The organism is Nevskia ramosa DSM 11499 (genome assembly GCF_000420645.1).
GTDB classification, from domain to species: Bacteria; Pseudomonadota; Gammaproteobacteria; order Nevskiales; family Nevskiaceae; genus Nevskia; species Nevskia ramosa.
On sequence record NZ_ATVI01000005.1, the window covers coordinates 122,816 to 135,207 of the forward strand.

8 protein-coding genes are annotated in these 12,392 nt (G+C 64.6%); 4 read left to right on the plus strand and 4 right to left on the minus strand.

What is annotated here, in order from left to right; translation table 11 throughout:
- Positions 1 to 25: 25 nt before the first annotated feature.
- Genes G513_RS0101315 through bchF form a run of 4 tightly spaced genes read right to left on the minus strand, consistent with a single transcriptional unit; the run spans position 26 to position 7,205 of the window.
- Entirely contained in the window at positions 26 to 3,799 is a 3,774-nt protein-coding gene (locus tag G513_RS0101315; RefSeq protein WP_028474996.1) for a magnesium chelatase subunit H, read from the minus strand.
- Positions 3,774 to 5,390 (minus strand): ferredoxin:protochlorophyllide reductase (ATP-dependent) subunit B, encoded by a 1,617-nt coding sequence (gene bchB / locus G513_RS0101320; protein WP_022975024.1) that lies wholly within the window; start codon positions 5,388 to 5,390, stop codon positions 3,774 to 3,776. The genes G513_RS0101315 and bchB overlap by 26 nt, the downstream gene beginning before the upstream one ends.
- Before the next feature lie 4 nt (positions 5,391 to 5,394).
- Positions 5,395 to 6,690: a ferredoxin:protochlorophyllide reductase (ATP-dependent) subunit N gene (locus G513_RS0101325; protein ID WP_022975025.1), complete on the minus strand. Its 1,296-nt coding sequence runs from the start codon at positions 6,688 to 6,690 to the stop codon at positions 5,395 to 5,397.
- Positions 6,687 to 7,205, minus strand: a complete 519-nt coding sequence (gene bchF / locus G513_RS0101330; RefSeq protein WP_022975026.1) for a 2-vinyl bacteriochlorophyllide hydratase — start codon at positions 7,203 to 7,205, stop codon at positions 6,687 to 6,689. Before bchF ends, G513_RS0101325 begins: the two co-directional genes overlap by 4 nt.
- Positions 7,206 to 7,603: 398 nt before the next feature.
- On the opposite strand from bchF, the gene G513_RS0101335 reads away from it, so the two are divergent.
- The 4 genes from G513_RS0101335 to G513_RS20770 all read left to right on the plus strand — a co-directional run bounded on the left by G513_RS0101335 (position 7,604) and on the right by G513_RS20770 (position 12,391).
- On the plus strand, positions 7,604 to 8,386 hold the full coding sequence (locus G513_RS0101335; protein WP_022975027.1) for a cobalamin B12-binding domain-containing protein: 783 nt from the start codon (positions 7,604 to 7,606) through the stop codon (positions 8,384 to 8,386).
- A gap of 101 nt (positions 8,387 to 8,487) precedes the next feature.
- On the plus strand, positions 8,488 to 9,912 hold the full coding sequence (ppsR, locus tag G513_RS0101340) for a transcriptional regulator PpsR (protein ID WP_022975028.1): 1,425 nt from the start codon (positions 8,488 to 8,490) through the stop codon (positions 9,910 to 9,912).
- A 266-nt stretch (positions 9,913 to 10,178) separates the two neighbouring features.
- Complete coding sequence (chlG, locus tag G513_RS0101350) at positions 10,179 to 11,054, plus strand: chlorophyll synthase ChlG (RefSeq protein ID WP_022975030.1); 876 nt, start codon at positions 10,179 to 10,181, stop codon at positions 11,052 to 11,054.
- Complete coding sequence (locus tag G513_RS20770) at positions 11,051 to 12,391, plus strand: BCD family MFS transporter (RefSeq protein WP_022975031.1); 1,341 nt, start codon at positions 11,051 to 11,053, stop codon at positions 12,389 to 12,391. The genes chlG and G513_RS20770 overlap by 4 nt, the downstream gene beginning before the upstream one ends.
- Position 12,392 lies beyond the last annotated feature (1 nt).

Consider the following 12,392-nt stretch of genomic DNA (forward strand, 5'->3'; position numbering starts at 1 on the left):
GAAACGGGGATGTTTCCGACGCTGCTCATGCTGCCTCCGCAAAGTGGACGCCTTCGAGCCGGTCTTCGAGTTCGTGACCGGCATTTCGCAGCGCTTCGAGTGTCTGTTCGTCCGGCTGCCAGTAGCTGCGCTCGGTCGCTTCCAGCAAGCGGCTCGCGACTTTCGCGGAGGCCGTGGGATTGAGTTGTGCCAGCCGTTCGCGCATTGCGGGATCGAGCACGAAGGTTTCGGCAAGCTGCTGGTAGACCCAGGGCTGCACCTGCCCCGTGGTCGCCGACCAGGCGAAGGTGTTGGTGATGTGCGTCTCGATCTGGCGCACACCTTCGTAGCCGTGCTTGAGCATCCCTTCGTACCACTTGGGGTTCAGCATCCGGGTACGGGTTTCCAGCGACACCTGTTCGGACAAGGTGCGCACGGTGCCGTTGCCGGTGGTCTGATCGCCGATGTAGACCGGAGCGGCAACGCCGCCCTTCGCTCGCTGCACGGCGCGACTGATGCCACCCAGCGTGTCGAAGTAGGTATCGACCGTGGTCACGCCGAGTTCGACCGAATCGAGGTTCTGATAAGCCAGATCGACGTTGGCGAGGATGCTCTGCATCAGCGCCGGCTGCGACACCGGAGCACCGCTGCGCCCGAAGGCGAAGCTCTTGCGCTTGGTATAGGTGTCCGCCAGTTCGTCTTCGCCATCCCAGCGGCTGCTTTCGATCAGGTGATTGACGTTCGAGCCGTAGGCGCCGTCGGCATTGCCGTAGACGCGCAGGCTCGCCGTTTCCAGATCGCAACCGTGTTCGGCCATGTAGGCCAGCGCGTGCTTGCGGACAAAGTTCGATTCCGGCGCTTCATCGGCACTGGCCGCCAGGAAACAGGCTTCGGCCAGCAGCTTGATCTGCAGCGGCAGTAGGTCACGGAAGATGCCGGACAAGGTGATGACGACATCGATGCGCGGCCGGCCAAGTTCTGCGAGTGGCGTCAGCGTCGCGCCGGCGAGGCGGCCATAAGCATCGAAGCGCGGCTTCACACCCATCAAGGCCAGCGCCTGGGCAATCGGCGCGCCTTCGGACTTCAGATTGTCGGTGCCCCATAGCACCAGGGCGATCGACTCCGGCAGCGGATTGCCATCTTCGAGATGACGCGCAATCAGCCGCTGTGCCTGCTGGGCGCCGTCCTGCACGGCGAAGGCACTGGGAATGCGGAACGGATCGAAGCCGTGCAGGTTGCGGCCGGTCGGCAGGATCTCCGGCGTCCGCATCAAGTCGCCACCCGGAGCCGGGCGGATGAAGCGGCCATCGAGGGCTTTCAGCAGGCCTTCGATTTCGTGTTCTTCGCCGAGCTGGCGGTTGATCTCGGCCAGCTTGGCGACGGTGCCGCGGGTGTCGTCATTGATCGGCAACCCTGCCTTGGCCAGCACCTGCTCGATGGATTCGCCAGCGACGAGCGCGATCATCGCGGCACGTTCCAGTCGCAGACCGTGCGAGGCCTCGGCGACTGCCAGCAGCATGTCGGTCCGCTCTTCGTTCGACGACGTCGCACCGATCACATGCAGGCCATGCGGAATCAGCGTGTATTCGAGTTCCAGCATCGCGGCATTGAGCTTGACGACCTGCGCTTCGGCCTGCTCAGCCGTCCACACCGGTTCGCTGGTAACCAGATCGATGACTGCGGCCTGCGCCTGGATCATCGAAGCGAGCGGGCCGCGCTCCGTGACTTCATCGGGTGACAGTCCGCGCCAGCGTTCGATCGAACTCTTCAGCTCGACAAGCCCGCGATACAGCCCGGCCTGCGCCACTGGCGGCGTCAGATAGCTGATCAGCGTGGCCTGCGAACGGCGCTTGGCAATGGCGCCTTCGCTGGGATTGTTCGCGGCATACAGATAGATGTTCGGCAGATCGCCGATCAGACGGTCCGGCCAGCAATCGCCAGACAAGCCGCTCTGCTTGCCTGGCATGAATTCCAGCGCGCCGTGGGTGCCGAAATGCAGCACGGCGTGGGCGCCGAAATCTTCGCGCAGCCAGCGGTAGAACGCCGAGAACGCATGGGTCGGCGCAAAGCCTTTCTCGAACAACAGGCGCATCGGATCGCCTTCGTAGCCGAAGCTGGGCTGAATCCCGATGCTGATGTTGCCGAAGGTTTCGCCGAGCACGAAGATCGAGCCGCCATCGCTCAACTGTTTGCCGGGCGCCGGTCCCCACTGCGCTTCGATTTCCTTCAGCCAGGGTTCGCGGCGCACGTGATCGTCCGCCGAAATGCGAGCCATGACATTGGCATCGGCACCGAAGCGCGAAGCATTGCCGTGAATCACGCGCTCGCGCAGATCGTCGACGGTCACCGGCACATCGACCTTGTAGCCTTCGGCCTTCATCGCGATCAGGGTGCGATGCAGCGATTCGAAGACCGACAGATGCGCAGCGGTGCCGATGTTGCCGGCGTTCGGCGGGAAGTTGAACAGCACGATCGCAACCTTGCGCTCGGCACGCTTGGCGCGGCGCATGGTCACCAGCTTGTCGATGCGCTTGGCCAGCGTTTCGGCACGCTCGACGCAGGTCTGCATGTCTCGCGCGGACTTCGACGGCGGGAACACGCAACCGCGATGGCAGCCGCTGCATTTCTCGCCGGCGGAATCAGAACGGCCGCCGAACAGGGTCATGCCGGTAGCGCCATCCAGCTCGGGAATCGCGACCATGATCGTCGACTCCACCGGCATCAGGCCGCGTTCGCCTGCGCCCCATTGTTCGAGCGTCTGGAACTCGAGCGGGTGCGCGGCGACATAGGGCACATCGAGCTTGGCGAGGATGTCCTCGGCCGCCCTGGCGTCGTTGTAGGCCGGGCCGCCGACTAGCGAAAAGCCGGTCAGCGAGACCACGGCGTCGACGGTCGCGCGGCCATCACGCAGGAAGAATTGTTCGATCGCCGGACGCGAATCGAGCCCCGAGGCAAACGCCGGCACCACGTTCAAGCCGCGTGCTTCGAGCGCGTTGATCACGCCGTCGTAATGGGCGGCGTTGCCGGCCAGCGGGTAGGAGCGCAGCACCAGCACGCCGACGGTGCCGCGCTTGCCGACGTTCGGCAACGAACTGGCGTTGTCGCTGATTCGGCCCTTGAGCCGCGGGTGATAGACGCCGACTTCGGGATACTCGGCCGGTGCTTCCGATTTCAGCGTGCCGCGCAGCGCGCGACGCGGGCCATCGGCGTAGCGGTCAACGAGAAACTTCACCATGTTGACCAGGTTGTCTTCCGAACCTGCCAGCCAGTACTGCAGGGTCAGGAAGTAGGCGCGCACGTCCTGCGCCGTGCCGGGAATGAAGCGCAGCAGCTTCGGGATGCGACGCAGCATCTTCATCTGCTCGGCACCGGCGGTGGCCTTGGCGGCACCCTCCTTGGCCTTCGGCTTCAGGCGCTTGAGCAGCGCCATGGCGCCGCTCGCTTCCTTCTTGCTGTCCATGTCGAAGCGACCAATGCGGGTCAGCTTGGCGATCTCGGTGGCGGACATGCAGCCCAGCATCGCGTCGCAGTGCTCGCGACGGGCCTGCAGCGCTGGCAGCACGGCGTTGAAATGATCTTCGACGAACAGCATCGTGTTGATGATGATGTCGCCCTGAGCGATGTCGTCATGGCAACGCTGCAACAGCTTGGGCTCGGCACTCCATTCCGCCGCCGTGTGCATGCTCAGCACCAAGCCCGGCACTTCGCGCGCGAGGCGTGCCGCTGCACGCGTGGCGGCGCTCGCGAGATGGTTGTCCATCGTCACGATGACCACGCGCATGGGCGCGGCAGCCTTAGCGGCTGAAGTGGGCTTTGGCATCGTAGAGCGCCTCGACGGTGATGACGCGCACGCCGAATTCACGAGCGTATGCCTCGGTATTGCGGCGAGCCTTGCCGCGTACAAAGAACGGAATCTTTCCGAGTTCCTTCTCGCCTTCGGGAGACCAGACGGGGTCGATCGGGCCTTCGGCCTCGATCACGTCCACGTCGTCATCGGTCTCGACCGCAAGCGCGAACGCGTCGGCAATGGGAGCGGCGGCAGGCGCGGCGCGGCGCTCGCTGGCGGCACCACCGAGATGCGAAGGTGCGGCTTCGGCATGGAACTCGAAGTCCTCGCGGAACATGCCGAGCAGGTGTTCTTCGAGGCCCATCATCAGCGGATGGACCCAGGTATCGAAGATCACGTTGGCGCCTTCGAAACCCATCTGCGGCGAATAGCGCGCCGGGTAGTCCTGCACGTGCACCGGCGCCGAAATCACCGCGCAGGGCACGCCCAGGCGCTTGGCGATATGGCGTTCCATCTGGGTGCCGAGCAGCAGTTCGACATTCAGCTCGGTGATCGCCGCTTCGACCTCGAGATAGTCCTCGGTGATCATCGCTTCGACGCCGTAGAGCTTCGCGGCTTCGCGCACTTCGCGAGCGAGTTCGCGGCTGTAGGTGCCGAGACCGACGACGGTGAAGCCCAGCTCCCTGGTGGCGATGCGGGCTGCGGCAATCGCATGAGTTGCATCACCGAAGACGAACACGCGCTTGCCGGTGAGATAGGTGGAGTCCACTGACTTCGCGTACCAGGGCGCGCGGGAGTTCGGGTCATCGAGCAGCGCGCTGGCATCGACACCGGCGAGCGCTGCAACTTCGCGAATGAAATCACAGGTGGCGCCCATGCCGATCGGCACGGTCTTGACCATCGGCTGGCCGAAGGTGCGCTGCAGCCAGCCGGCGGCCGGCATTGCGATTTCCGGATACAGCACGATGTTGAAATCGGCATCACCCAGGCGGGTGATGTCGTCGGGGCTGGCATCGAACGGGGCGATGACGTTGATGTCGACGCCGATCTGCGCCAGCAGCCCCGAGATTTCCTTCAGATCATCGCGATGGCGAAAGCCGAGCGCGGTGGGCCCAAGCAGATTGCAGCGGGCGCGGCGAGCCGGATCGCGCGGCGCGGGCTTGGTGCCCGGCGGCGGCGCTTTCGGTCCGGCCAGCTTGCGGACGATCTGATAGAAGGTTTCCGCCGCGCCCCAGTTTTCCTTCTTCTGATACGAAGGCAGTTCCAGGGTGACGACCGGAATCGGCAGTTCCAGCGCGTCCGACAAGCCGCCCGGATCGTCCTGGATCAGCTCGGCGGTGCATGACGCACCGACCAGCATCGCCTTCGGCTTGAAGCGCTCATACGCATCGCGCGCGGCGTCCTGGAACAGTTGCGCGGTATCGCTGCCGAGATCGCGGGCCTGGAACGTCGTGTAGGTCACCGGCGGCCGCTTCTGGCGGCGCTCGATCATCGTGAACAGCAGATCGGCGTAGGTATCGCCCTGAGGCGCGTGCAGCACGTAGTGGACGTCACGCATCGCGGTGGCGATGCGCATCGCGCCGACATGAGGCGGGCCTTCGTAAGTCCAGACGGTCAGTTGCATGGCGTCAGGCGGCCAGCTTTGCGCGGCGAACCAGCGGCCGAGCGAACAGTTCGGCGAGGTCCGCCGCCTGCTCGTAGCCCTGGATCGGCGTGAACACCAGTTCGATCGCCCACTTGGTGGTCATGCCCTCTGCTTCCAGCGGATTGGCGAGACCGAGGCCGCAGACCACGATGTCCGGCTGCGCGGCGCGGCAGCGATCCAGCTGGTTCTCGACATGCTGGCCTTCGCTGAGCATGGTTCCGGCCGGAAGCATTTCCAGTTCCGTGGCCAGATGCTGGCGATGCAGGAACGGCGTGCCGACCTCGACCAGATTCATCTCCAGCTCGCGCGACAGAAACCGCGCCAGCGGAATTTCCAGCTGCGAATCCGGGAAGAAGAAGATCCGCTTGCCGGCGAGCTGGTGACGGATGCGGCTGAGCGCAGCGCTTGCCCGTGTCGCGGCGGGTGCGATCGCAGCCTGGAACTTCGCGTCCGGAATATTCCATTCGCGGGCCGCCGCTTCGAACCAGGCGGTGGTGCCTTCGACGCCCAGCGGAAACGGCGCTTCCAGGCGAGTGGCGCCGCGCCCTTCGAGCGCTCGGGCGGTATCGGCCAGGAACGGCTGGGCAAGCAGGTAGTGCGTGTTCGGGCCAACGACCGGCAGCAGGGTGGAGCGACGTGGCGGCAGAAACTGGACATCGGCAATGCCGATCGCTGCGAACAGGCGGCGGAACTGGTCTTCGACGACATCGGCCAGCGCACCAACCACCATCAAACTCTTCACATTAGTAGCTGGAAGCCCTGGCACCAGCGCCGCAAGGCAGGCGTCCTCACCCTGCGTGAAGGTGGTTTCGATGCCGCTGCCGGAATAGTTCAGCACCCGCACGTTTGGTGAGTAGCTGCGGCCCAGACGCTCGGCGGCGCGCGACAGATCGAGCTTGATCACTTCCGAAGGGCAGGAGCCGACCAGGAACAGCAGCTTGATGTCCGGGCGGCGCGACAGCAGCTGGGCGACCACGCGATCGAGTTCGTCGTTGGCGTCGGACATGCCAGCCAGATCGCGCTCGTCGATGATCGCGGTACCGAAGCGCGGTTCGGCAAAGATCATCACGCCGGCGGCGGATTGCATCAGATGCGCACAAGTGCGCGAGCCGACGATCAGGAAGAAGGCGTCCTGGATCTTGCGATGCAGCCAGATGATGCCGGTCAGGCCGCAGAACACTTCCCGCTGACCGCGCTCCTTGAGCACCGGCGCATCGCTGCAACCACCAGCGGCTTTCGGGCGAACGACCACGGGAACAGCGGCGAGGGCAGCGCTCATTTGGCGAGTGCTCCGATCGGCGCTGTAAACGAAGGATTGGCGGCATCGAGCCTCGCCATCCGCAGTTTCCAGATGAACTGCGCGGCGTTGATCACGTAGGTGGCGTAGGCGACCAGCGCCAGCACCATCAACTGGGTGACGCTCAGGGCGTGGGTCCACAGCGCCCAGAGATAGGCGGTGTGCAGGGCGATCACCAGCATGCTGACCGCGTCTTCCCACCAGAACGCCGGGGCGAACAGGTATTGGCCGAAGACGGCTTTCTCCCAGATCGCGCCGGTCACCATGATCGTGTAGAGCGTCAGCGTCTTGACCACGATCGATAGCGTGGCCGCCGTTTCACCTTGGCCAGTGGCCAGGAAGCGCAGCACCAGCACCAAGCTGACCAGGAACACCAGGAACTGCAGCGGTGCGAGCAGACCCTGAACCAGAGTCCAGCCGCTGGCATCTCGCCGCAGCCGCTCGGCCGGGGAGTAGAGCGGTCTGCGTGCTCTGGTACTGGTTCCCCCGTGTTGCATGCCTTTCTCTCCACGGTCGCTGAGGCCTTGGAGGCAATCTAGTCCGGCAAAAACAGACTGTCAACTAAAATTGACGTAATTAAATAGTGACAATCGGAATCGGCTATGCAAAGCTCAAATAACTGGTTTTGACCGTCCTGTATCCCGATGCAACAATTCGGGGGCTCTACGGAAGACCACCAGAGCAACAAGCCCACCGCGTCAGTGCAGTCACTCGTGCCACGGATCGAACAAGGCTTCAGCTTCGACTGAAGCCGTCGGCCCTGCGCCGATGCAGGGGGTCGATACAAGCGTTTTGATTTTGGAGGAGAAATCAAATGCTAGTGCTGACATCAGCAAGAGAGGCTGTGCTTTCGGGCAGAGTTTCCGAGCATCGTGGCGAAGCTGCAGAAGGGGCGATGCGTAGTGCGATCGAGCAGCAGTACCTGCCGCTGATCCGCACCATCGAAGCCGAGATCATTCCGAGGTTGCTGCTTGCCCATAAGGGCCAATCGCTGGCGGATGGCATTGCCGATGAGCGTGGCGAGATTCCCAGTCAGGCGCATGTGCTCGAATTTGCCGGCCTGGTGCTGACGCAAAGTTCGATCGCCGCCGCCGGCTATATCGAAGCGATGGTCGATCAGGGTTATCTGCTGGAAACCCTGTATCTGGAATTGCTTGCTCCGGCGGCGCGCCATCTCGGCGAACTGTGGGAACAGGATCTCTGCGATTTCGTCGACGTGACGATGGCGCTCGGCCGGGTTCAGCATGTGATCCGCGAGTTCAGCCCGGTGTTTCGCGAATCGCCCACGGCCCGTACCGATACGCGGCGCATCCTGCTGGCGCCGGCACCGGGCGAGCAGCACTCGATGGGCTTGATGATGGTCAAGGAGTTCTTCGTCCGCAGCGGCTGGCATGTGGTTGGCGGGCCGGGCGTGCCGAGCGAGGATGTCGCGACCCTGGCAGCCACTGAATGGTTCGATTGCGTCGGCATTTCGGCCGGTGGCGATTGCCGCCTCGAAGGGCTCGCCTCCTGGATCGCAGCCTTGCGCAGCACGTCCAAGAACCGTGCGGTGTCGGTCATGCTGGGTGGGCCGCATTTCGTGTCGCACCCGGAATTGGCCTCGTTGCTGGGTGCCGATGCCACGGCTGCCGATGCTCGCGAAGCCGTTCGTCAGGCAGAAATACTCGCAGCGCGTTAGGGTTTCACCTTGACCCCCGCTGTCGAGCCATTGTTCATGAGGCAAGTTTGGAAGAGATCGCCGAGACTGCGCCCCCACATGATCGACAAGGTGCCCCTGCAGTGAGTGCGTCAACACTACCGAACAGTCGTCTCGGCAGTCTGGACGCGGATTCCGCTGCAGACCTGATTGCCGCGGCAGCCGATGTGGCGCTGGTGCTCGATGGTGATGGCGTGATCCGCGATGTCGCGCTCGGCAGTGAAGACATGCTGCTCGAAGGCTGCCGGAAGTGGATCGGCCAGCCCTGGGCCGAAACGGTCACCGTCGAAAGCCGCGCGAAAGTCGAAACCCTGCTGCGCGAAGCGACCTCGAAAGCCGAGCGCCGCTGGCGCCAGGTCAATCATCCTTCGGCGCGCGGTTCCGATGTGCCGGTGCTCTATTCGGCCGTGCAGGTCGGCCAGAATGGTCAAGTCGTGGCCTTCGGCCGCGATCTCCGCCCGAATGCCCAGCTGCAGCAGCGGCTGGTCGATGCCCAGCAATCGATGGAACGCGACTACTGGCGCCTGCGCCATGTCGAGACCCGATATCGCCTGCTGTTCATGTCTTCGCTCGAGGCGGTGCTGATCATAGATGCAGCCACCCAGAAGATCGTCGAGGCCAATCCGGCCGCCGGTGAATTGCTGGGCGAAAACGCGCGCAAGGTGGTCGGCCGCAGCTTCCCCGAGGGTTTCGACGCCGACAGCACCGGCGCGATCGGCCTGCTGCTGGCGCGCGCCCGCGCCGTCGGCCGCGGTGACGATACCCGCGTGCGGTTGAGCAGCGATGCTCGCGAATTCCTGATCGCCGCCTCGTTGTTTTCGCAGGAAAACGGTTCGTTCTTCCTGGTTCGCCTGGCGCCGGTTCGGGGTGACGGTAGTGAGGCGGCGGTGCCGCGCTCGATCGTCAAGGTCATGGAAAGCCTGCCGGACGGCTTCGTCGTCACCGATCTCGAAGGGCAGGTGATCACCGCCAATCGCGCTTTCGTCGATCTCGCGCAGACGGTCAGCGAAGCGCAGCTGCGCGGCGAATCGCTGGAGCGTTGGCTGGGCCGTTCCGGCGTCGATTTCAGCGTGCTGATCGGCAGCATCCGCCAGCACGGTTCGGTGCGGCTGTTCTCGACGGTGCTGCGTGGCGAGCACGGCGCAGCCAGCGATGTCGAAGTTTCGGCAGTATCGGTGCCGCACGGCGAGCCGCCCTGTCTCGGTTTCACGATCCGCGATGTCGGCCGCCGGGCAGCTTCTTCGGTCAGTGCCCGCGTCGCTCAGGAACTGCCGCGTTCGGCGAACCAGCTCACCGAACTGGTCGGCCGCGTTTCGCTGAAGGAATTGGTACGGGAATCGACCGATCTGATCGAAAAGCTGTGCATCGAAGCCGCCCTCGAACTGACTCGCGACAATCGCGCATCGGCGGCTGAAATGCTCGGTCTGAGCCGTCAGAGCCTGTACGTGAAACTGCGTCGCTACGGCCTCGGCGATCTCGGGCCCGACGAGTCGGAGTCGGCCACGTGATGACCTTCTTCGGGGTTCCGATCTTCGAATGGGCAGGCTTGGCGCTTGCCCTCGGACTCGGCCTCGAAGCCTGGTTGACGATTCGCAAACCGTCGTCCTCCAAGTCGGATCGTCGGGACGATTCCGAGGGGTAGCCCTCGCTGACAGCACCGACTGTCAGAAATAATTGACGATATTGGCTGGCGAGCGTAAACCTAGGCTGACATTGAGCCTAGGGCCAGCCTCCATTGAACGCTACGGCACTGACACCAGCTGCACGCCCGGCCTTGTCGGCCGTGACGGAACTGCTGAAGCCGATTACCTGGTTTCCGCCGATGTGGGCGTTCGGCTGCGGGGTGGTCGCCTCCGGCGAACGCCTGAGCGGCAACTGGTTGCTGATCATCGTCGGCGTGCTGATTGCCGGGCCGCTGGTCTGCGCGACCAGCCAGGCGGTAAACGACTGGTTCGATCGCGAAGTCGATGCAATCAACGAACCGAACCGGCCGATTCCTTCCGGACGCATGCCCGGCCTCTGGGGCTTGTACATCGCCATCGGCTGGACGGCGTTGTCGATGATCGTCGCCATCGCGCTCGGTCCCTGGGGTTTCGCGGCGACGGTCGTCGGTCTGTTGCTCGCCTGGGCCTACAGCGCACCGCCGTTCCGGCTGAAGCGCAACGGCTGGTGGGGCAATAGCGCCTGCGCGATCTGCTACGAGGGTCTGGCCTGGACCACCGGCGCGGCAGTGATGGCCGGCGGCGCCATGCCCAGTGCCCGTTCGCTGGCGCTGGCGGCGCTATACAGCGCCGGAGCACACGGAATCATGACGCTGAACGATTTCAAATCGATCGAAGGCGACCGGATCACCGGTATCGGTTCGCTGCCGGTGCGGCTCGGCGTTGATCGCGCTGCGCTCACCGCCTGCGCGGCGATGGTGCTGCCGCAGATCGTGGTGATCGGCCTGCTGCTGCACTGGCAGATGCCCTTGCATGCTGCCGGCATCGGCGGCCTGCTGGCGATCCAACTGACGATGATGCGGCGCTTTCTTTCGGCGCCGCGTCAGCAGGCGCTGTGGTACTCCGGCTTCGGTATTCCGCTGTACGTGATCGGCATGTTGGTCAGCGCCTTTGCGCTGCGGATCAGCGGCGTCGAGGTGGCGGCATGAAGCCGAGCGCGAGTTATCTGGGCTGGTTCGGCATCATCCGGCTGGGCTTCGTGCAGGCCGCACTCGGTGCCATCGTGGTGATCGCGACCTCGACGATGAACCGGGTCATGGTCGTCGAACTGGCCTTGCCGGCGATGTTGCCGGGTGCGCTGGTGGCGCTGCATTACGCGGTGCAGATCCTGCGGCCGCGGCTGGGCTTCGGTTCCGATATCGGCGGTCGGCGCACGCCGTGGATCGTCGGCGGCATGGCTGTTCTCGGTCTCGGCGGCGTGCTCGCTGCCGCCGGCATCGCCTGGATGACCAGCAATGTCGCGGCAGGCATCGCACTCGCCGTGCTCGCCTTCGTGTTGATCGGCGTAGGTGTCGGCAGCGCCGGCACTTCGCTGCTGGTGCTGCTCGCCAAGCGAGTTGATCCCGGGAAACGCGCGGCGGCGGCGACCATCGTCTGGATGATGATGATCGTCGGCTTCGTGTTGACCACGGTCATCGTCGGTGCCCTGCTCGATCCTTACTCGGCGAAGCGCTTGCTGATGATCACCGCGGCGGTTGCGGTGGCCGCTCTGGCGATCACGCTGCTCGCCACTGCCGGACTTGAAGGGCAGGGCCGCTCGACCGGTGAAGCGGAGACCGAAAAGCCGCCGTTCATGAAGGCGCTGCGCGAGGTCTGGGCGGAATCGCGGGCGCGGCGTTTCACCATCTTCGTGTTCGTGTCGATGCTCGCCTACAGCGCCCAGGATCTGATCCTGGAACCGTTCGCAGGCAGCGTGTTCGGCTTTACGCCAGGCGCGTCCACCAAGCTCGCCGGGGTGCAGCACGGCGGCGTGCTGGCCGGGATGATCCTCGTTGCGCTCGCCGGCACCGGCTGGCGCGGCCGGCGCTTCGGGTCGCTGCAGACCTGGACGGTCGGCGGCTGTGTCGCTTCCTGCGCGGCGCTGCTGGCGCTGACCGTCGGTGGCTTGACCGGCATCGGCTGGCCATTGAAGGAAAACGTGTTCCTGCTCGGCGCAGCGAACGGCGCCTTCGCGGTCGCCGCGATCGGTTCGATGATGATTTACGCGAGCGAGGGCCGCGCCGGCCGCGAAGGCGTGCGCATGGGCCTCTGGGGTGCGGCACAGGCGATTGCTTTCGGACTCGGCGGCTTTGCCGGCGCTGCTGCCAGCGATGTCGCCCGTGCGGTGATCGGAGCTGATGGGCCGGCCTATGCGCTGGTCTTCGGTCTTGAATCGCTGCTGTTCCTGGTCGCGGCAAGACTGGCTGCGCGCCTCTCCGCTGCCCAGCCATCCCGCCACTCGTTCCCGTCCACAGCCGGCGCGCAACTTGCCGGACAAAAGGTGTAAG

Coding starts and splice junctions, on each gene's coding strand:
- G513_RS0101315 (WP_028474996.1), bottom strand. CDS start 3,799: ATGCCAAAGCCCACTTCAGCCGCTAAGGCTGCCGCGCCCATGCGCGTG.
- bchB (WP_022975024.1), bottom strand. CDS start 5,390: ATGCAACTGACCGTCTGGACTTACGAAGGCCCGCCTCATGTCGGCGCG.
- G513_RS0101325 (WP_022975025.1), bottom strand. CDS start 6,690: ATGAGCGCTGCCCTCGCCGCTGTTCCCGTGGTCGTTCGCCCGAAAGCC.
- bchF (WP_022975026.1), bottom strand. CDS start 7,205: ATGCAACACGGGGGAACCAGTACCAGAGCACGCAGACCGCTCTACTCC.
- G513_RS0101335 (WP_022975027.1), top strand. CDS start 7,604: ATGCGTAGTGCGATCGAGCAGCAGTACCTGCCGCTGATCCGCACCATC.
- G513_RS20770 (WP_022975031.1), top strand. CDS start 11,051: ATGAAGCCGAGCGCGAGTTATCTGGGCTGGTTCGGCATCATCCGGCTG.